The organism is Mesorhizobium sp. P2_E6, from assembly GCF_056403835.1.
Genome location: NZ_JBFUEQ010000009.1, coordinates 24779 through 42834, shown reverse-complemented (window position 1 = coordinate 42834; position 18056 = coordinate 24779). Strand labels below are relative to the sequence as shown.

Here is an 18056-nt window from a genome sequence, read left to right as displayed (position 1 = left end):
TTCGCGGGCCTCTGGAACTATCCGCGCGATGCAAACAACAGTGTGCGGTTCGCAAAATCCACCAACTCGCCATCGTTTATCGCGGCTGTCTCCCAGGCCGGATTGGTGTCGTGATGAAAGCGATTGGCGTAGTCGAGTAGGTCACGCAACTCCACGGTATCAGCGACGGACAGTATGTCGTTTCCAGTGCCGTGACGCTGCTGGCACTTGCCGACAAAAGGACCGAGTAGTGAGCCGGGCGGGAAATCAGGCGGACACGCCACGCGCACAAACGCCTCCAGAATTGGACGGAGGGCTGCGGCGACTGATCGCTCTACAGCAGGATCGCTCGCCTGAAGGTAACGAGAAACAAGCTCGTGGCGCTTGTCATGCTCTGTGATGCTGTCGTTTCGAACGTCCCACTCATACAGCTCTGATCCCACGTTGGCGCGGCCTATGCGAAACGCTGAGCGCGTATTCGTATCTGCCCCTTCCCAAAGGGAGCATAGGAATGGCTTTGAGTGAGACAGAACCACGACTTGAGCGACGCGAGAATAGAGGCGCCGCAGCTCCTGTTTCGTTGTCAACGAACGATTTTCGTCTAGGCTGGTCATCGGATCATCAATTATCACTACCGTCTTAGCCAGATTGGCGTCCTGCTCTAGCGAGGCGAAGAAGAAAGCCAAGGCCAGCGTATTTCGATCACCGGCGCTCAGCGTGTTCCGAAACGAAGGTCCGTGTCCCGCTGAGATGTCGACATGCTGCTGGTTTATCACGACGGAGTATGATGCCGACGAGCCAGCACGGTTGTTGACCGATGAGAACTGAGCGATCCGAAAGCCCGCATTGAAGCGCCGGAGATAGTCATTGATGGAAGTCTCATACGTCGGGAAAATTGTCTGGCGATATCTATCTAAGTCCTCGCGGGCTTTTGCACGGTTCGCCTCGGTGACCTTCTTGGCGGCCTTCTCCGTCAGATAGTCTTGGCACAGTGCCGCAATCGCTGGATCGAAGCGTTGCTTACGCGCATTGAAGGCGCTCAAGTCGCTGGTCAGCGCCGGAATCTCGTCTGCCCCAGCCCTTTCGCGGACGATCTGTAGCGCGGGGTTGCAGGCTTCGAGCCGCGTTGACAATACACCAATGTCTGCGAGCCGCTTGCGATATGCGTGAATTGCATCAATCGCCTCTTGGCCCAAAGACATGGGTTCAAGCGGCGAAACAGCCTTTGCACGCAGGTGCCCGAGAACAGCCTCACGAGCGGCAGTCCATTCGCGTGAGATCGCAGCGGTATCGACTCTTATTTCCGGAACATCGGCAAACTCCTTCCAAAACTCGCAGTTCTGCGCTGCGGTTCTAATAGCGCGTTCAAAAGCAGCTGGAATATCTCCACCGTGTGCGTCGCGAACAGCGAGCCCGGTCTCTCGAATGGCGCGTTTCAATGCATCGTACTCGGCGCTGAAATAGCCTTGATAGTGCGCGATGATCGGCGAGTTCTGCAGTCCCTGCATACAGAACGGACACGCGTCGCCTTCCCGCCCCTCGGAAGCTGCACTGATAAGCTCCATTCCTTCGGCCACCCAGTTTTCCCCGGCTCGTCCGAGGCGCTTCAAATGCTCTCGCACCCGCGTTGCAGCCTGCGCCTCAAGATTGGCCAGCGTCATTCCGAGAATCTGTTGGACGACGGCGGTGTCAAAATCAGGTAGTGCGAAGGGTTCAAAGAGCGCCTTTTGGCGAATAGCATCCGAGGATTTCGCGGCTGCTAAGCGTCGCTCCGCTTCCCGTATCTTCCCATCGATATTTGGGTCCGCTTTGAACGCACAGAAGGCTTCCACCGTCGAGTCACCGCGCAATTTGGCAGGGATTGCTGCAGCCTTGAGCTTAAGAGCAGCATTGTGTGCTTCCACTTTGTCTATTTGTGAAAGTAAGGCAGCGTTCAAAGTGACGCCCTGCGCCCCAACGATAAGTTCGTGCAGTTTTTGCCGGTGTGACGCGCTTACTTCTATCCCGGAGCAGACGTTGTTCGCGACAAACTCGTCATCAAACACAGCGACATGGGGCGGCGGGTGACTCCAGGTTCCGTTCTGGAAGACGTTTGGGCTTCCGTCGTGCTTTACGACAATGTGCGGCGGGTGCTTGGCGCCGAGCCTATGACGATGAAGGATGTGACTGGCTTCGCCGGTAGCCAGAGAACGCAAAATAGCCGCAAGTGTCGTCTTCCCCCGGCTGTTCTCTGCATATACGAGAGAGAACGGCGTGAATGCTAGATTTGCCTGTGGCGTCACCGAGTCGAACGCCCCAATATTCCTCAGTAATGAGATGTGTTCGATCATTTTGCCCCGCCACCCAGTTTGACTGAGCTTAGACTAAGAGCGGGCGGGATGCAGTCAGATGTTGCAAGATCCGAAAACAATCCCCACGAATAGACGTCGGTCCATGGATGAAACCAACCCCTCAGCTCTCATCTCGCCAGATTACCCGCCGAACTGTCCTGATTTCAGCCAGTCGCCTAACCCGAATATCCTGCCGTTCTCGGGCCGATGGGTTTTGTGTTTCGGCACGCATGTACTCGTTCTTGCCACACCGTCCGCAACTCATTTTGCTGCCAACCAACTCAGCCTCAATGTCCCCAAAGATTTCCTTCAGATCACTCGGCTGATACCAACGCTTTACGTTACAGAGGCCGCAGCGGACTAGCACCAGCTGTCCAATGTCATGGGCATTGCTGAGCTTCCATTCGCCGCCTCGCTTCCGTCTTCCACCAGTATCAGGCATGGCCAAAAATAGGAACCCATTCCTCTCCGAGTCAATTCACCCTTGACATCTATGTTCTCTTTTTGTTCACTGCGACCATCACGCTTGGGGATACCCGTAATGGCTACGATGCACCTAGATGCCGAATCCAAAGCCGAACTGCACTCCGAAGCGGAGAAGCTCATAGCCCGCTACGAAAGCCCCCTTGAGACTGTGAAGGCGCTCATGGCCTACAACTGCGAGCTTGAGACCCAAATCCTCGCCCTCGCTCACAGATATCCGGGGCTGGTGGCGATCAGCTTTGACCCAACGCCGCCTGTGCTGGGATGAAAGTAGCGGCGCTCAATGCATGACCTTATCGCGTTTATTGAGAGTAACTCTGCGCTGGTAGCGGCCAACCCGGCAGCCTTTGCCACTTTTGCCGTCCTGTTCGGAGGCGGTGGGTTTGCTGTTGGACGGTATTTACTGACCGAGCGCATCGCCAATCTGGAAAGCCGAATTGCCAGACGCGACGAGGAAATCACGGACTTAAAGGCCAAGCAGAAAGCGCCAGAGCTTGAACCTTCAATGATGCCCATACTCGGCACGACTGCGATTTTTCCAAGTGAGCCGGTCACCTCACACCGAGTGGCGCAGCGGAAAGAGAACCTTGATGTCAGATAACCTCCTGCCCCAGCAGAAAGCCCCCAAGCTAATCGTTGTCACCGCCTTCGACCGGGATGAGACCGGCGACCTTCAGCCTGTCTTTGGGCCTGCCGAGCAGCAGACCGAGGACCGGGCGATAAGGATCGCAAAGGGCCTAGCGGGGAAGCATGCGGGCGTCATCGCATGGTCGCGGGACGCTAACCCGTCGTTGGGCGAATACGGGGAGCCAGCGACACTCTTTGTGGGGGGCGAAGTGCCAGACATGGAGTGATGGATCGCCGGTTTACCTCCTAGACAGAAGGGAGGAACATCTTCTCTTCCTTGGCGGCCGCCTCGAATGCCTTCCGGGCTTCTTGAGGTGGCATCTCGTCGGCCAGAGCGGCCATGCAAACGCGCATCGCGTAGTTCCACTTAGGCCCTTTCTTGGTCCACTTGAGGAGCTGTTCGGCAGCACCCTCGACATGACTGACCCCGTAGCGGAGCCCAGGACGGTCGGTCCTAACGTAAACGGGAGGGTTGAACCAATGCAGAGCCATGAGGGCTATTCGCGACTATCAAAGACGACGAACAGGTCCAAGGCTGTCATTGCCATCACACCTTCGCCTTCCGCCAGCCAGCCCACCATGCTTCCCATTGGGAGCAGAACCATCGCTCCCCTCGTGCAGGATTAATGCGAGTAGCCAAGTAATACGCTTGGCCCGGCATGTGATAGATGTGCTCGCCCCGTTCGTTGATGTTGCCCTTGATGTCGCAGCCCGCCCTGCGGACCGCTACCGTGCTCGATGAAGTTCCAGAGACATGGACGCGCGGGAGCTGGGACCGGTCATTGGTCGCAACGTAGGCGACTGAAGTAACCGCCAGCAGCGCCAGAGCGAGAGTAAGGCGAGCAGCGAGAAGCGAGCGCCACAATGGCTTTCGCCGTCTCGCCCATTTGGGATGAACTACTTTGCTCATCGCCTCTCCCCAAGGATAGAATGCGTCCACTAGGGCTAGAAGTCCAGACGAGGCAGGTAATGGCGGCGTCGAGACGACATCGCGATAACTCCCCCCTATGGGGTAAAGGGAGGCCCCCTGGTGGTCTTTAGGTGTTCGCAGCGCCGAGGCCGGCTTTGGGGGGTAGAAGTGCCGAGCGATCCTCGCCCTCATCGGCCCTGACTTATCAGATGGCGCTCCTTCGGCCTGCCGGGTGGTAGTGCTCAAAGTGACTGCATTAAGGTACCGGAAAGACTGGCCGCAGTTCCGCCAGGTAGAAGAGGGAGGGGAAGCTATCCCCCGCACCATGGCCACCGCAGGCCCGCCCATCACAGTCCAGGGTCTCCAGCCAGCATGGCCAGAACCTTGCCGCAGGAGTCCCGCAGGACCGTGGGGTGTATGACATAAGGTGGCGGGTGGTAAGCCCGGAGGATCAGACCGCAGGGCGCTGAAGGTCGATGATGAAGTTGCTGCCGGCCTCCGCGCCATAGCTCATTGCGGCAACCCCGGTGACCGTGAAGACGATGCCCAAAGGGAACACCACCGCGAGCAGCAAGATGGCGAGGCCGAACAGCAGCCAACCGTGGCGAACAAAATAGGGCATGAGGCCGACCGCTATCAGCAGCCGCATCTCCAGGTTCCAGACGGAGCCGAGGACGCGCCCTACCATGGGGATCATCTCGTTCAAGGAATCCTCGACACGCTGAAAGTCGCTACGCGGGGCTGTTGGTGGCTCAATGGGGCCAGGACCTGGCTCAGTCGCCGCATCCACCGGAGTCAACAGCGATTCGGCCGGCGGCGCTTCCGCACCAGCCCATCTGGCAGGCAGCAACCACCCGATGACGAAGCCAATGGGGCCGAACACAACCGCGCCGCTCACTGCACTGCCCAGAGCCGCAACGCCCGTGCTGAGGCCAATGAGGTACCCAACACCGCCGAAAATGAGGCCACGCGTCAGCCGACTTTGTGTGTAGCGTGGGGCTGGGCCGCTCATCCGAATGAGAACGTGAAGGGCTTGCCACCAAGCGTGCCCGAGCCTGTCCCACGAGTGCCAGTCGAGACGAACGTGAAGGGGCCGCTCGTGCCGTCGCTGCAAGTGAACGTGCCACTCCCCTCGCGGTTGGTCGTATAGACGAAGTCACCTTTGCAGGTGCGGCCCTTGTTGCTCACAATGGAAAGCGTTCCGGCTCCATCGATCTGGCCGGTGGCCGAACCCGTGAAGGTCTCCGATCCGTCGCCCGATTGCCCCCTAACCGGCAGCGTCATCGCGCAACCGCTAATCGTCAGCATCGCCGCCATGGCTACGCAAGCATTCCGCATAAGACTCGCCCCCCAAATATGCTGGCAGGAGCTATACATCTAAACCCCAGGTAGGCAATCGCCCCACCGACTGTCGCAATGGTGGCCCAAAGAGAGGCCGTCCCCCCGTCCCCGGCGCAGTTCCTAAGGACTCCGAGGTGTGTCACTAATGTGTTCGCTTGCTAGGGGAGCGCATCAATGGTCTTTTTCGGGACGATAGGGTTCATCGCGATTGCAGTAGGGATCGCCCTGTTGGTCATGTGGGCTACCGCCGTCGATGCCTCGCGCCCTGCTCCCAGATGGCTGGTGATTGTTGCGGTCTACAGTGCCAACCTTGGGCTAGGCGTTGCGGCGCTAATTGTCTTCCTGGCCATGTCTCGCTCGGGCAGGCTAGCTGATTGGGTCCTGGCGGCAGCCGTCGCCGGCTCCTGCCTGGCCGGGGCGGTCAGCATGTTGGAGGCGAGTGGTAGGGTGCTGAAGGGGAAGTCCGACAATGCCGAAGCGGCCGCGCCGCCTTCGCCTTAGGACTCGACCGGCGTGACGACTCCTCCCGGCTGGCCGTGCCAAACCGTTCGGACCGGTCAGACCCGCACTGCCAACGCTGACACGATGAACGACATAGTGGCAAAGACATAGCGGGGAGGCGATTGATCGACGACTTGGGTAACGAGGGTGTTGAAGAGGGCTCCCGCTTGACCGTCCCCCCTCCCGTCACGGCCGGCCGGCCCACCTCGCCGCTATTGCCAGTACTTTGAATGATAGGGGGACGGGGACTTCACGAGGCGGCAAGTGGTCTGCTACTCAGATGACTAGGATTTCGAGTCGTGCTGTGGGGGTCGGGAAGTTGCCAAGTCGAGAATTTCTCCAAGAATATCCACTATACCGAAAATTCAACATGGAGATACCAAACTCTCTCGGATCGATTCCGAAAGGGAGGATCAATCGAGCATGCCCGAAGTGCAAATCTGATCAGACCTTTGCGATGATCAACGAGTATTATGAGGTTGGTCGCATTACTAACGGAGACACTGGTGGCGAAGTGCTGAGGCTTCGGTACCTTTGCATAGGCTGCGAAGAGGTTGAGGCATTCTTCGTCGTTAAAGTTGCGAATGACCGAAAATCCATCATGAAGATTGGTCAATTCCCGCCTTGGGATGTTGCGGGCGACCCCTCGGTCGAAAGGCTTCTCGGAGAGCGCAAGGACTATCTTCGCAGGGCGCTTGTCTCAGAGGCGCAGGGATACGGCATCGGCGCGTTTGCCTACTACCGACGCATCGTGGAAGAAATAATTGATGAGCTACTTGGCGAAGTGGCTGACCTAATCGCAGAAGCAGAGCGAGCGCACTACTTGGAGGCGCTGGAGCAAACGAAGAAAACTCGGGTCACTGCCGAGAAGATAGAGCTTGTCAAAGATCTGTTGCCACCAATACTCCGTCCGGATGGGATGAACCCGCTGAAGACGCTTCATGAAACCTTGAGCGAGGGCCTTCATGCCGAATCCGACGAGCGTTGTCTTGAACTCGCGATGGAGGTCAGGGAAATCCTGATATTCTTGGCGACGCAAGTGGCGCTTTCCAAAGCTGCCGCGAAGTCGTTCACCTCGAACATGCGGGCACTGCTTCAGAAGAAGGGCGTGAAGGGCGGCGGTGCGGGTTAGGAAAGTCCTTAAGGGACTAGAGTTGGGCACCACACCGAAAGCACCGGCTCAATCTTCCGCATCTCCGTCGCAAGCCCTGGCAGCATGGCATCCGAGGAGCCATACTTGACGTGAACCGAGGGGGAGGAGTGACCCGCCATATACTCCCGAGCACTGTCCTCCACTCCGTAGCGCCGGCAAAGGTCAACGAAGAGGTGGCGCAGCCCGTGATTAGGGGCGACCCCAGAGCGGACCAGACCCACTGCCTTGCTCTTCACCCATCGCCCAATGAGTGACGTTGCGCCGTTCCTAAATAGCTGACCAGCAGGGGCGCCCCTCGCCCACTCAAGGAAACCCTCTGCTTTTAGGGCCGGATGGACGGGAATGCGCCGTTCGCTGCTTGCGGTCTTAAGGGAGCGCTTGCCGGCACTTGTCACTTTGAGGAACCACGATCCCTCGGCCTCAAAGAGATCAGCTTTCCTCAGCGTGTTCGCTTCGCTAATCCGGAGGCCCGCATAGAGGCACAGCCACGGCAGCCAGCGCTTGCTTGCGTCGGTCTCGTTCCGCGCCGCCCTGAGAACCGTGCGAGCCTCCTCAAGACGATACGCGGTCTCGCCACCGGGCTTCTCCATATAGCTTGGCAGCTCGACCTTGCCCGAGACCGTCTCCGCCGCCGCCATCGTCTCTCGGTGCTCCCGCAGGCGCTTGCCCCAGTTGATGATGGTCCCGAGGTTTACAAGCCGATCTGCGATGGACCGATTGGACGGCTCTCCCGCTTCCAGCATCGCATCCGCCCAGGCCTCGACCTCATGGACTGTCACGGTTGCCGCATTGGTTGAGCCCCGGTGGTGAGCGAAGGCATCGGCAATGCGCTTGTACTTCTTGACCGAGTTCTCTGGCATAGGCTTGGAGCCTTGCCCCGCGCTCCGCTTGGTGGCTTGAGCGTCGATGATCGCGGCGAATGTGACCACGGGACGGCCTGGCGCGGCCACTACGGACACTGGCTCCAAGACGAAGCCGGGAGCACCTTCAAGCTCCGGGACCGGCCTGTAATCGCCTCCGCTCCGCGCCACTAGGCCCCGTCGAGCAGCCCCCATCATGTCCGCCAGGTCGAAGGTCAGGAGACGCCGCGCCTCCTCCGTGACCAGAAGCCCCCGAGCCGCGAGGGCCGCATCAGCCTCAGCCCCATGCATTCCTTCCAGAGCCATCACGAAGTCTTGCCCCAGGCTCGCCTGGAGTGCTGGGAACCTGATGAACAGGGAGAGGGCCAACCGCACCCGTTCATGGTCGCCTGCCTTGAAGTAGGCGAGAAGAGCGCCCCGAAGTTCGGCACGTTCGCCGGGAGCCATTGAGATCATCGCCCCAGCCAACACCCCGCCATCGTCAGCACGGGCCTCTGGGGCCGGCAGACTTGGAGGAGCGTAAAACGGCTCTTCCTCATGCGCCGCCAGGAAGGCCTTGGCGTATTCGCCCGCGAGTGCGAAGCGTTGCTTCTGGGTTAGACCCCGAGGACCGTTCTCCAGGAGCGTCCCCCACGCCCCAAGCTTGAGGTCCCAAACAGCGAGGCGCTTGCGGTAGACTTCGCCGGCTCGATCCCGGTCATATTCCCCGAGGGACCGAGTGAATTCTTGAGTTTTCCCCAGGTCGGAGACGCCAAGAGACCGCAAATCGACGCGCCGATCCCATAACCTTTGGGGCACACGGAACTTGCCCTGCCACACCTCAGAGCCTTTGCGTTTGGACAGACCCCGCATTCGCCACCGCTTACCAGCCATACCAGAGCACTTTCCCATAACAGCCCGAATTAACGGAAGCCACGGAAAACTCTAAGTTTTTGATGCTGCTTCGAAAACGAATGGTGCTGCGAGAGAGGATTGAACTCTCGACCTCTCCCTTACCAAGGGAGTGCTCTACCACTGAGCTACCGCAGCCGCCGATGGCGGGGCTTCTGCCATATCGAACCGGCAAGCGCAAGGCCAAGTGCAACGCTTCTGTGAAAGCCTTTGCCGGATCGCTTTTCATGACATGGCGGCGCCACAATGTTGGCTATCCCTGAATAGCGGGCTGGTTGGTTGCGGGACAATGAACGACAAGACAATTCCACTGAAAAAGGGCGGCACGAACCGCAAGGACCGGCTCGCCGAGCAATTGCGCGCCAATCTACAGAAGCGCAAGGCGCAGTCGCGCTCGCGGCGTATCGGCGAAGCCGACCAACGACCGGACGGGCTCGGCTCGGCGAAGGAAATGCAGAAAGATTAACTCAAATCGGCCACTCTTGGACCGGAGCGGGCGAAATCCTATTTCTTGAACCAGACCGGCCAATGGTCTAGAGGGGCCGATACTCAACCGATTGAACCGGCTTTTTTGGCCGAGAGGGACGTTCTTCCATGGATCGCATCAGAATTGTCGGCGGCAACAAGCTTGCCGGAAGCATTCCGATCTCAGGCGCCAAAAACGCGGCGTTGCCCTTGATGATCGCCTCGCTCCTGACCGACGACACGCTGACGCTGGAAAACGTGCCGCATCTGGCCGATGTCGAGCAGCTGATCCGCATCCTCGGCAATCACGGCGTCGACTATTCGGTCAATGGCCGCCGCGAAAAGCAGAATGAGGGCTATTCGCGCACCATCAATTTCTCGGCCCGCAACATCGTCGACACCACGGCCCCCTACGAGCTGGTGTCGAAGATGCGCGCGTCGTTCTGGGTGATCGGGCCGCTGCTGGCGCGCATGGGCGAGGCCAAGGTGTCGCTGCCGGGCGGTTGCGCCATCGGCACGCGCCCGGTCGATCTTTTCCTCGAAGGCCTGCAGGTGCTGGGCGCCGATATCGACGTCGACACCGGCTACGTCATCGCCAAGACCCGGAACGGCCGACTTGTCGGCAACCGCTACGTGTTCCCGAAGGTCTCGGTCGGCGCCACCCACGTCCTGATGATGGCGGCGTCGCTGGCCAAGGGCGAGACGGTGCTTGAAAACGCCGCCTGCGAGCCCGAGATCGTCAACCTCGCCGAGTGCCTCAATGCCATGGGCGCGAAGATTTCCGGCGCCGGCACGCCAACCATCACCATCGATGGCGTCGAATCGCTGTCGGGCGCCCGCGTGCGCGTCATCCCCGACCGTATCGAGACCGGCACCTATGCCATGGCTGTCGCCATGACCGGCGGCGACGTCGTGCTCGAAGGCGCACGCCCCGAACTGCTGCAGACCGCGCTCGACGTGATCGCCCAGACCGGCGCCGAGATCACGCCGACCAATTCCGGCATTCGCGTCAGGCGCAACGGCGCCGGCATTTCGCCGGTCGATGTGACGACGGCGCCATTCCCGGCCTTCCCGACCGATCTGCAGGCGCAGTTCATGGGCCTGATGACCATGGCCAAGGGCAAGTCGCGCATCACCGAGACGATCTTCGAAAATCGCTTCATGCATGTGCAGGAGCTGGCTCGGCTCGGCGCCCACATCACGCTTTCGGGCCAGACGGCGATCGTCGACGGCGTGCCGAAGCTGAAGGGCGCGCCGGTTATGGCGACCGATCTTCGCGCCTCCGTGTCGCTGGTCATCGCAGGCCTGGCAGCCGAAGGCGAGACCACGGTCAACCGTGTCTACCATCTCGACCGCGGCTTCGAGCGGCTGGAGGAAAAGCTTTCCAATTGCGGCGCGGTGATCGAGAGGATTTCCGCGTAGGCCAATCGCCAGGCCTCGCGGCGCGGTTGCGCGGACGGGAAAGACCCGCCTGGAGCTTGTTTCATCTCGATTAAGGTCGAGATGAGGCTCCAGATTCCTGTCTGAGCATGATCTTTTGCGAAAACCGGTTTCCACTTTTCGGGATCATGCTCTAACAGAAGGCTGAACAATCAACCTTCAGGTGCGAAATCCGCATGACCGCCCTTAAGCTTATCGCACTCGACGACCAGGATCTGAGCATCGTTTCGGCCCATGTCCAGGATGCCGTGATGAAGGTCTCGGACCTCGAGTTTCTGCCTTCGGCCAAGCGTTTCGTGCTGACCATGAACCGCTTTGTCTGGGAGGCCAAATCCAGCCTGTTTCGCCAGCACAATGAGCGGCGGCAGGCCGTGCTGCATTTCGACCGCGTGCTCGGCGCCAAGACCAATGGCATTGCTCGAGACAAGCCGGCCGAGGTCCTGTCGCTTTTGGCGGTCAGTTTCATCGAGATCAGCAAGCCGGCCGGTATCGTCGAGCTGATCTTTTCGGGCGGCGGCACCATCATGCTCGATGTCGAGTGCATCGAGGCCCGCCTTGCCGACATCGGCGGCGCGTGGGAAGCCACCTCGCGTCCCGTGCACAAGGCTTGAGCGTCCGATGGCCATCACGCTTCGTCAGTCCGATGCCGATTTCGAGCAGCGTTTCGCCGCCTTCCTTTTGACCAAGCGAGAGGTGTCGGCCGATGTCGATGCCGCGGTGCGCGACATCATCGCGCGCGTGCGCGCCGAGGGCGACGCGGCGCTGATCGACTACACCAAGAAATTCGACCACGCCGACCTCGGAAGCCTCGGCATTGCCGTTTCGAAGGACGATATCGCCCGGGCTTACAAGGCCGCCGACCCCAAGACGATAGAGGCGCTGGAATTCGCGCGCGACCGCATCCGCACGCATCATGAGCGACAGCGGCCCAGGGATGATCGCTATACGGACGCCGCCGGCGTCGAGCTCGGCTCGCGCTGGACGGCGATCGAGGCAGTCGGGCTCTATGTACCGGGCGGCACCGCGAGCTATCCAAGCTCGGTGCTGATGAACGCCATACCGGCTGGGGTGGCGGGCGTCGAACGCATCGTCATGGTCGTGCCGGCGCCTGGCGGCATCATCAATCCGCTGGTGCTGGTGGCGGCTGATATCGCTGGCGTGTCGGAAATTTATCGTGTCGGCGGCGCGCAGGCGATCGCCGCGCTTGCCTACGGCACCGAAACGATCAAGCCGGTGGCCAAGATCGTCGGACCCGGCAATGCCTATGTGGCGGCGGCCAAGCGCCAGGTGTTCGGCACCGTCGGCATCGACATGATCGCCGGGCCCTCGGAAGTGCTCGTCGTGGCCGACGGCAGCAACGATCCGGACTGGATCGCCGCCGACCTGCTAGCCCAGGCCGAGCACGATGCGTCGGCGCAGTCGATCCTGGTCACCGACGATCCGGCCTTCGGTCGTGCCGTCGAAAAGGCCGTGGAACGCCAGTTGCAGAGCCTGCCGCGCGCCGAGACGGCAGCGGCGAGCTGGCGCGATTTCGGCGCGGTGGTCGAGGTCGTCACGATCGACGCCGCGCTGCCGCTGGTCGACCGCATCGCCGCAGAACATGTCGAACTTGCCATAGACGATGCCGAAGGGTTTCTGGCGCGGATGCGCAATGCCGGTGCCGTGTTTCTCGGCCGCCACACGCCGGAGGCCATCGGCGACTATGTCGGCGGCTCCAACCACGTGCTGCCGACGGCACGCTCGGCGCGCTTCTCGTCGGGCTTGTCCGTGCTCGACTTCGTCAAGCGCACCTCGATCCTGAAGCTCGGACCGGAGCAGTTGCGGATTTTGGCGCCGGCGGCGATTGCGCTCGCCAAGGCGGAAGGCCTCGATGCGCACGGCCGCTCCGTCGCCATACGACTGAACATGTAGGCCGCGATGTCGGACTCCGATCAAACCCGCGCCAGGCTGATCGATGTCGAACTCGATGAATCGATCGGCCGTTCGACGCCCGATGTCGAGCATGAGCGTGCGGTGGCGATCTTCGACCTGATCGAGGAGAACAGTTTTCAACCCGTCAATGACAACGGCGCCGGCCCCTACCGGCTGAAACTGTCACTGGCCGAGCAGCGCCTGGTCTTTGCCGTGGCGCGCGAGGACGGGGCTGCCGTCGTCACCCACATCCTGTCGCTGACGCCGCTCAGGCGCATCGTCAAGGATTACTACATGATCTGCGAAAGCTATTACGACGCCATCCGCTCCTCGACGCCGAGCCATATCGAGGCGATCGATATGGGCCGCCGCGGTCTGCACAATGAGGGCTCGCAAACGCTGATGGACCGGCTGGCCGGCAAGATCGACATCGATTTCGATACGGCGCGCCGGCTGTTCACGCTGGTCTGCGTGCTGCACTGGCGGGGCTAGCCCTGGCTGCCCTGCCCCGCTCGATCCTGTTCCTGTGCGGCATGAACGCCGTGCGCTCGCCAATGGCCGAACAGCTGGCGCGGCGGGCGCTGCCGGCCACTGTCTTCGTCGCCTCGGCCGGCGTTCGCGCCGGCGAGCGCGATCCGTTCGTCGATGCGGTGCTGGCCGAGGAAGGACTGTCGCTGGGCGAGCGTCACCCAAGGACGATGGACGATCTCGAAGACGACTATTTCGACCTCATCGTCACGCTGGCGCCAGAAGCGCACCATGCCGCACTCGAACTCACCCGCTCGCTCGCCGTAGAGGTCGAATACTGGCCGACGCCGGACCCGACCGACGCCGCCGGCACGCGCGAGCAGATCATGGCCAGCTATCGCGACGTACGCGAGCGGCTGAAAGCGCGCATAGGTCGGCGTTTTTTGCTTCCAGAAGCAAAAACCGAGACGGATTAAGCGTGTTCACAAGCGGGCGTTTATCATATAGGTTCCGCCGAAATTCCGGCCAGGGCGCTGGAACTACCATCCAAGCAAAGGTATCGAATGCCGAAGGAAGAAGTCCTCGAGTTTCCGGGTGTCGTGACGGAATTGTTGCCCAACGCGATGTTCAGGGTGAAACTCGAAAACGAACACGAGATCATCGCCCATACAGCCGGCCGCATGCGCAAGAACCGCATCCGCGTGCTGACCGGCGACAAGGTTCTGGTCGAGATGACGCCATACGACCTGACCAAGGGCCGCATCACCTATCGTTTCAAGTAAGCAAAGCCCGACTGGTCCGCGATGAGCATTTTGCAGAAGCTGGTGCTTGCCTCGGGTTCGCCGCGCCGGATCGAGCTCTTGCAGCAGGCCGGCATCGAGCCGGACCGCGTGCTGCCGGCCGATGTCGACGAGACGCCGCTGCGCGCCGAGCACCCGCGCTCTCTGGCCAAGCGGCTGTCGAAGGAAAAGGCCGAGAAGGCGTTCGCCTCGCTGACGGCCGAGGCCGACTATGCGCCTGGCTTCGTGCTGGCCGCCGATACGGTGGTCGCCGTCGGGCGGCGCATCCTGCCCAAGGCTGAAACCCTCGACGACGCCGCCAATTGCCTCGGGCTGCTGTCGGGCCGTTCGCACCGGGTCTATTCCGGCATCTGCCTGATCACGCCGGGCGGCAAATTGCGCCAGCGACTGGTCGAGACGCGGGTGCGCTTCAAGCGGCTGCCGCGCGAGGAAATCGACGCCTACGTGGCCTCGGGTGAATGGCGCGGCAAGGCCGGCGGCTATGCCGTCCAGGGTCTCGCCGGCGCCTTCGTCGTCAAGCTGGTCGGCTCCTACACCAACATCGTCGGCCTGCCGCTCTATGAGACGGTGGCGCTGCTTTCCGGCGAAGGCTTCAAGGTGCATCGCGGCTGGCAGGTGGGAGCCCGGCTGTGAGCCTGGACGACAAGGTCACGCCGCTGCGGCCAAAGCGCCCCTGCCCCGAATGCGGCAAGCCCTCGGCGCGCGAAACCTATCCGTTCTGCTCGACGCGCTGCAAGGACATCGACCTCAACCGCTGGCTGAAGGGCGCCTATGTCATCTCCGCCCGCGACGACGAGGAAGAAACGGACGCCGACGAGCCGAAGTGAGACCCGTGCGTTCAGGCGGCCTCGTTCTTGCGCCCCACACGCGCCCAGGCCGGCAGCCAGTCGCCGTGGGCGGCGAGGAGATCATCGACCAGTGACCAGATCTGGTCGAGATCGAGCTCGGCTGCGGTGTGCGGATCCATCATCGCCGCATGGTAGATGTGCTCGCGGTTCTCGCTCATCAGCGCCCGCACCGTCAGTTCCTGCACGTTGATGTTGGTGCGGATCAGCGCCGTCAATTGCGTCGGCAGGTCGCCGATGTAAGTCGGCTGGATGCCGGAGGCGTCGACCAGGCACGGCACTTCGGCGGCGCAATCGCGGGGGAGCGAAGTGATGCAGCCATTGTTGCGGACATTGCCGTAGATCACCGAGGGTTCGCCCGTCCACACCGAGTTCATGATCGACGAGGCATACTCCTTCGACTCCTCGACCTCGATGCGTTGGGCCGAGCGGTAGGCCTGCGCCTGGTCTTTCCAGCGCTCGATCTGCTCGATGCAGCGTTTGGGATATTCGTCGAGCGGAATGCCGTATTTCTCGATCAAATCGGGGCGGCCTTCCTTGATGAAATAGGGCGTGTATTCGGCGAAATGCTCCGAGCTTTCGGTGACGAAATAGCCTAGCCGCGTCAGCATCTCGTAGCGCACCTTGTTGGGGCAGCGCGGATTCCAGCCGGGCTTGGGCGCGCGGCCTTCGCGATAGGCGCGCACGAGATCGGGATAGAGGTCGCGGTAGGAACCGTCGGGCTGGCGATGCTCGAATTTCAGATAAAAGGCCATGTGGTTGATGCCGGCCGAGCGATAGCGGATCTCTTCGTAGGGAAGGTCGAGATCGTGCGCCAGCTCCATTGCCGTGCCCTGCACCGAATGGCAGAGGCCGACCTGCCTGATCTCAGGATATTTCTCTGATATCGCCCAGGTGTTGATCGCCATCGGGTTGACGTATTGCAGCATGATTGCCTGCGGGCAGACGGCGAGCATGTCCTCGCAGATCTTCCACAGATGCGGCACGGTCCTCAAGCCGCGCATGATGCCGCCGACGCCGAGCGTGTCGGCGATCGTCTGGCGCAGGCCGTATTTCTTCGGCACTTCGAAGTCGGTGACCGTGCAGGGCTCATAGCCGCCGATCTGGAAGGCGACGACGACGAAGTCGGCGCCCGCCAGTGCCTTGCGCTGGTCGGAATGCGTCTCTGCCTTCGCCTTGACGCCGAGCGTCGCGATCAGCTTGTTGACGACGATCGCGCTCTCTTCGAGCCGCTGCGGATTGATGTCCATCAGCGCGATCGTCGCGCCCGAAAGCGACGGCCGCTGCAGCACGTCGCCGACAATGTTCTTCATGAACACCGTCGAGCCGGCGCCGATGAATGTGATCTTGGGATTTCTTGCCACGCTAACCTCCGGCATATGTTCAAGCCACATCGAAAGCGGCCCTGACGAGCCGTTCGGTGTAGGCGGTCTTGGGATTGGTGAGGACCTCGTCGACGGGGCCCTGTTCGACGATCTTGCCGTGCTGCATGACGATGACGCGGTGGCACAGCGCGCGCACCACCTTGAGGTCGTGCGAGATGAACAGGTAGCTCAAGCCCCGCTCGTCCTGCAGCTTGCGCAGGAGGTCGATGATCTGCGCCTGGACGGAGAGGTCCAGCGCCGAGGTGGGCTCGTCGAGCAGGATGAATTCGGGCTCGAGCGCGATGGCGCGGGCGATCGCGACGCGCTGGCGCTGACCGCCCGAGAATTCGTGCGGGAAACGCGACAGGATATCGCCCGGCATGCCGGCACTGACCAGCGCCTCGCGCACCCGGTCGACCCGCTCGGCCCGCGTCGCGCCTATGCTGTTGACGACCAGCCCTTCCTCGATGATCTGGCCGATCGTCATGCGCGGATTGAGCGAAGAGAAAGGATCCTGGAAAACGATCTGCATGCGCGCGCGCAGTGGCCGCATCTCGTTGCGTGACAGGCCCTGGATCGGTTGGCCGTCGAAACGGATTTCGCCGCGCTTGGTGTCGATCAATCTCAGCAGCGCCTGGCCGAATGTGGTCTTGCCGGAACCTGATTCGCCGACAAGCCCCAGCGTCTCATGGCGGCAAAGCTTGAGGCCGAGATCGTCGACGGCGACCAGCTCGCGCCAGTCCGGCCTCAGGAAACTGCCGTGACGCAGCATGAAGCAGACGCGCACATCATTCGCTTCGAGGATGGCGCCGCTGCCCTCGGGAAGCGGTTGCGGACGCCCGCGCGGCTCCGCGGCGAGCAGCCTCTGCGTGTAGGGATGCTGTGGGTCCGCAAACAGCCGTTCGGTGACGTTGTGCTCGCACATCGCGCCATGCTGCATGACGTAGACATAGTCGGAGAATTTGCGCACCACGGTGAGATCGTGAGTGATCAGGATCACCGCCATCCGCAGTTCTTTTTGCAGATTGCGGATCAGGTTCAGGATTTGCGCCTGGACGGTGACGTCGAGCGCGGTGGTCGGCTCATCGGCAATCAACACGTCAGGATCGTTGGCCAGCGCCATGGCGATCATTACGCGCTGCCGCTGACCGCCCGAAAGCTGGTGCGGATACTGTTTGAGCCGCGCCTCCGGCTCGGGGATCTGGACATGCCGCAAGAGTTCGAGCGCCCGTGCCCAGGCCTGCCTGCGGCTCACCTTGCGGTGCACCCGGATCGCCTCGACGATCTGGCTGCCGACCGTATAGATCGGGTTGAGCGAGCTCATCGGCTCCTGGAAGATCATCGAGATGCGGTTGCCGCGCAGCTTGCGCCGCTCGCTCTCGGGGAATTTCAGGATGTCCTGGCCATCGTAACAGATGCTCGATTTCGGCGACACGGCGGCCCGGCGCGACAGCAGCCCCATGACGGCGCGCGCCGTCACCGACTTGCCCGAACCGGATTCGCCGACGATGGCGATCGTCTCGCCGCGATAGAGCTGGAACGAGATGTCTTTGACCGCTTCGACAACGCCGTGCTCGACCTTGAAGGCGACCTCGATGTTGCGGGCGTCGATGATGGGCTGGTCCTGGCGCCCGTCATGGTCATGACGAACGGTGGGGGCGAAGGATTCGGCGAGTGCGACGGTCATC

23 protein-coding genes and 1 tRNA gene are annotated in these 18056 nt (G+C 61.4%); 15 read left to right on the top strand and 9 right to left on the bottom strand.

Annotation, left to right across the window (positions count from 1 at the left end; all coding sequences use genetic code 11):
• Window positions 1-17: 17 nt before the first annotated feature.
• Complete coding sequence (locus AC1D08_RS22605; RefSeq protein WP_477424072.1) at window positions 18-2309, bottom strand: AAA family ATPase; 2292 nt, start codon at window positions 2307-2309, stop codon at window positions 18-20.
• Window positions 2310-2412: 103 nt separating this feature from the next.
• On the opposite strand from AC1D08_RS22605, the gene AC1D08_RS22600 reads away from it, so the two are divergent.
• From AC1D08_RS22600 to AC1D08_RS22585, 4 genes are all read left to right on the top strand, one after another.
• Window positions 2413-2673 carry a hypothetical protein gene (locus tag AC1D08_RS22600; protein WP_477424070.1) on the top strand — a complete coding sequence of 87 codons (261 nt, stop codon included), beginning with the start codon at window positions 2413-2415 and terminating at the stop codon, window positions 2671-2673.
• A 177-nt stretch (window positions 2674-2850) separates the two neighbouring features.
• On the top strand, window positions 2851-3060 hold the full coding sequence (locus AC1D08_RS22595) for a hypothetical protein (protein WP_181057344.1): 210 nt from the start codon (window positions 2851-2853) through the stop codon (window positions 3058-3060).
• A 15-nt stretch (window positions 3061-3075) separates the two neighbouring features.
• Complete coding sequence (locus AC1D08_RS22590) at window positions 3076-3393, top strand: hypothetical protein (RefSeq protein ID WP_457155782.1); 318 nt, start codon at window positions 3076-3078, stop codon at window positions 3391-3393.
• Window positions 3383-3646, top strand: coding sequence for a hypothetical protein (locus AC1D08_RS22585; protein ID WP_477424068.1), 264 nt, complete (start codon window positions 3383-3385; stop codon window positions 3644-3646). Before AC1D08_RS22590 ends, AC1D08_RS22585 begins: the two co-directional genes overlap by 11 nt.
• A gap of 19 nt (window positions 3647-3665) precedes the next feature.
• On the opposite strand, the gene AC1D08_RS22580 is transcribed toward AC1D08_RS22585, so the two are convergent.
• From AC1D08_RS22580 to AC1D08_RS22565, 4 genes are all read right to left on the bottom strand, one after another.
• Window positions 3666-3911: a DUF982 domain-containing protein gene (locus tag AC1D08_RS22580; protein WP_477424066.1), complete on the bottom strand. Its 246-nt coding sequence runs from the start codon at window positions 3909-3911 to the stop codon at window positions 3666-3668.
• A gap of 55 nt (window positions 3912-3966) precedes the next feature.
• Complete coding sequence (locus AC1D08_RS22575; protein WP_477424064.1) at window positions 3967-4329, bottom strand: sunset domain-containing protein; 363 nt, start codon at window positions 4327-4329, stop codon at window positions 3967-3969.
• Between the two features lie 451 nt (window positions 4330-4780).
• Complete coding sequence (locus tag AC1D08_RS22570) at window positions 4781-5035, bottom strand: hypothetical protein (protein WP_457154728.1); 255 nt, start codon at window positions 5033-5035, stop codon at window positions 4781-4783.
• Window positions 5036-5337: 302 nt separating this feature from the next.
• Window positions 5338-5667 carry a hypothetical protein gene (locus AC1D08_RS22565; RefSeq protein WP_477424062.1) on the bottom strand — a complete coding sequence of 110 codons (330 nt, stop codon included), beginning with the start codon at window positions 5665-5667 and terminating at the stop codon, window positions 5338-5340.
• A 177-nt stretch (window positions 5668-5844) separates the two neighbouring features.
• Here AC1D08_RS22565 and AC1D08_RS22560 point away from each other — a divergent pair, with 177 nt between their 5' ends.
• Together AC1D08_RS22560 and AC1D08_RS22555 are read left to right on the top strand one after the other, a co-directional pair.
• A complete protein-coding gene (locus tag AC1D08_RS22560) occupies window positions 5845-6171 on the top strand; it encodes a hypothetical protein (protein ID WP_457154730.1) in 327 nt (108 codons plus the stop codon).
• Between the two features lie 370 nt (window positions 6172-6541).
• Window positions 6542-7303, top strand: coding sequence for a hypothetical protein (locus tag AC1D08_RS22555; protein ID WP_477424060.1), 762 nt, complete (start codon window positions 6542-6544; stop codon window positions 7301-7303).
• 8 nt (window positions 7304-7311) lie between these two features.
• Here AC1D08_RS22555 and AC1D08_RS22550 read toward each other — a convergent pair whose 3' ends face one another.
• Window positions 7312-9036, bottom strand: coding sequence for a site-specific integrase (locus AC1D08_RS22550; protein WP_477424058.1), 1725 nt, complete (start codon window positions 9034-9036; stop codon window positions 7312-7314).
• Window positions 9037-9138: 102 nt separating this feature from the next.
• Window positions 9139-9213: transfer RNA gene (locus AC1D08_RS22545), tRNA-Thr, on the bottom strand.
• A 94-nt stretch (window positions 9214-9307) separates the two neighbouring features.
• On the opposite strand from AC1D08_RS22545, the gene AC1D08_RS22540 reads away from it, so the two are divergent.
• The 9 genes from AC1D08_RS22540 to yacG all read left to right on the top strand — a co-directional run bounded on the left by AC1D08_RS22540 (window position 9308) and on the right by yacG (window position 14986).
• On the top strand, window positions 9308-9541 hold the full coding sequence (locus AC1D08_RS22540) for a hypothetical protein (RefSeq protein ID WP_457151818.1): 234 nt from the start codon (window positions 9308-9310) through the stop codon (window positions 9539-9541).
• A 128-nt stretch (window positions 9542-9669) separates the two neighbouring features.
• Window positions 9670-10962 carry a UDP-N-acetylglucosamine 1-carboxyvinyltransferase gene (gene murA / locus AC1D08_RS22535; RefSeq protein ID WP_184872108.1) on the top strand — a complete coding sequence of 431 codons (1293 nt, stop codon included), beginning with the start codon at window positions 9670-9672 and terminating at the stop codon, window positions 10960-10962.
• Between the two features lie 194 nt (window positions 10963-11156).
• Window positions 11157-11591, top strand: coding sequence for a DUF2948 family protein (locus AC1D08_RS22530; RefSeq protein WP_457151819.1), 435 nt, complete (start codon window positions 11157-11159; stop codon window positions 11589-11591).
• A gap of 7 nt (window positions 11592-11598) precedes the next feature.
• Window positions 11599-12891 carry a histidinol dehydrogenase gene (gene hisD / locus AC1D08_RS22525; RefSeq protein ID WP_457151820.1) on the top strand — a complete coding sequence of 431 codons (1293 nt, stop codon included), beginning with the start codon at window positions 11599-11601 and terminating at the stop codon, window positions 12889-12891.
• A 6-nt stretch (window positions 12892-12897) separates the two neighbouring features.
• Window positions 12898-13383: a UPF0262 family protein gene (locus AC1D08_RS22520; protein ID WP_457151821.1), complete on the top strand. Its 486-nt coding sequence runs from the start codon at window positions 12898-12900 to the stop codon at window positions 13381-13383.
• Window positions 13371-13835, top strand: a complete 465-nt coding sequence (locus tag AC1D08_RS22515; RefSeq protein WP_457151828.1) for an arsenate-mycothiol transferase ArsC — start codon at window positions 13371-13373, stop codon at window positions 13833-13835. The genes AC1D08_RS22520 and AC1D08_RS22515 overlap by 13 nt, the downstream gene beginning before the upstream one ends.
• Before the next feature lie 87 nt (window positions 13836-13922).
• Entirely contained in the window at window positions 13923-14141 is a 219-nt protein-coding gene (infA, locus tag AC1D08_RS22510) for a translation initiation factor IF-1 (RefSeq protein ID WP_006200926.1), read from the top strand.
• 21 nt (window positions 14142-14162) lie between these two features.
• On the top strand, window positions 14163-14792 hold the full coding sequence (locus tag AC1D08_RS22505; RefSeq protein ID WP_457151822.1) for a Maf-like protein: 630 nt from the start codon (window positions 14163-14165) through the stop codon (window positions 14790-14792).
• Window positions 14789-14986, top strand: coding sequence for a DNA gyrase inhibitor YacG (gene yacG / locus AC1D08_RS22500; protein ID WP_095088647.1), 198 nt, complete (start codon window positions 14789-14791; stop codon window positions 14984-14986). The genes AC1D08_RS22505 and yacG overlap by 4 nt, the downstream gene beginning before the upstream one ends.
• Window positions 14987-14997: 11 nt before the next feature.
• Here the strand turns inward: yacG and melA are convergent, their stop codons facing one another.
• Both melA and AC1D08_RS22490 read right to left on the bottom strand, forming a co-directional pair.
• A complete protein-coding gene (gene melA / locus AC1D08_RS22495) occupies window positions 14998-16368 on the bottom strand; it encodes an alpha-glucosidase/alpha-galactosidase (RefSeq protein ID WP_457151823.1) in 1371 nt (456 codons plus the stop codon).
• A 19-nt stretch (window positions 16369-16387) separates the two neighbouring features.
• Window positions 16388-18055, bottom strand: a complete 1668-nt coding sequence (locus AC1D08_RS22490; protein WP_457151824.1) for an ABC transporter ATP-binding protein — start codon at window positions 18053-18055, stop codon at window positions 16388-16390.
• Window position 18056 lies beyond the last annotated feature (1 nt).

Excerpts from the sequence above, each read along its gene's own strand:
- AC1D08_RS22520 (WP_457151821.1), top strand. The coding sequence starts at position 12,898 with ATGTCGGACTCCGATCAAACCCGCGCCAGGCTGATCGATGTCGAACTC.
- AC1D08_RS22505 (WP_457151822.1), top strand. The coding sequence starts at position 14,163 with ATGAGCATTTTGCAGAAGCTGGTGCTTGCCTCGGGTTCGCCGCGCCGG.
- AC1D08_RS22560 (WP_457154730.1), top strand. The coding sequence starts at position 5,845 with ATGGTCTTTTTCGGGACGATAGGGTTCATCGCGATTGCAGTAGGGATC.
- murA (WP_184872108.1), top strand. The coding sequence starts at position 9,670 with ATGGATCGCATCAGAATTGTCGGCGGCAACAAGCTTGCCGGAAGCATT.
- AC1D08_RS22590 (WP_457155782.1), top strand. The coding sequence starts at position 3,076 with ATGCATGACCTTATCGCGTTTATTGAGAGTAACTCTGCGCTGGTAGCG.
- AC1D08_RS22595 (WP_181057344.1), top strand. The coding sequence starts at position 2,851 with ATGGCTACGATGCACCTAGATGCCGAATCCAAAGCCGAACTGCACTCC.
- AC1D08_RS22575 (WP_477424064.1), bottom strand. The coding sequence starts at position 4,329 with ATGAGCAAAGTAGTTCATCCCAAATGGGCGAGACGGCGAAAGCCATTG.
- AC1D08_RS22580 (WP_477424066.1), bottom strand. The coding sequence starts at position 3,911 with ATGGCTCTGCATTGGTTCAACCCTCCCGTTTACGTTAGGACCGACCGT.
- AC1D08_RS22605 (WP_477424072.1), bottom strand. The coding sequence starts at position 2,309 with ATGATCGAACACATCTCATTACTGAGGAATATTGGGGCGTTCGACTCG.
- AC1D08_RS22540 (WP_457151818.1), top strand. The coding sequence starts at position 9,308 with ATGGCGGCGCCACAATGTTGGCTATCCCTGAATAGCGGGCTGGTTGGT.
- AC1D08_RS22565 (WP_477424062.1), bottom strand. The coding sequence starts at position 5,667 with ATGCGGAATGCTTGCGTAGCCATGGCGGCGATGCTGACGATTAGCGGT.
- AC1D08_RS22555 (WP_477424060.1), top strand. The coding sequence starts at position 6,542 with ATGGAGATACCAAACTCTCTCGGATCGATTCCGAAAGGGAGGATCAAT.
- infA (WP_006200926.1), top strand. The coding sequence starts at position 13,923 with ATGCCGAAGGAAGAAGTCCTCGAGTTTCCGGGTGTCGTGACGGAATTG.
- AC1D08_RS22550 (WP_477424058.1), bottom strand. The coding sequence starts at position 9,036 with ATGCGGGGTCTGTCCAAACGCAAAGGCTCTGAGGTGTGGCAGGGCAAG.
- AC1D08_RS22600 (WP_477424070.1), top strand. The coding sequence starts at position 2,413 with ATGGATGAAACCAACCCCTCAGCTCTCATCTCGCCAGATTACCCGCCG.
- AC1D08_RS22490 (WP_457151824.1), bottom strand. The coding sequence starts at position 18,055 with ATGACCGTCGCACTCGCCGAATCCTTCGCCCCCACCGTTCGTCATGAC.
- AC1D08_RS22585 (WP_477424068.1), top strand. The coding sequence starts at position 3,383 with ATGTCAGATAACCTCCTGCCCCAGCAGAAAGCCCCCAAGCTAATCGTT.
- AC1D08_RS22530 (WP_457151819.1), top strand. The coding sequence starts at position 11,157 with ATGACCGCCCTTAAGCTTATCGCACTCGACGACCAGGATCTGAGCATC.
- hisD (WP_457151820.1), top strand. The coding sequence starts at position 11,599 with ATGGCCATCACGCTTCGTCAGTCCGATGCCGATTTCGAGCAGCGTTTC.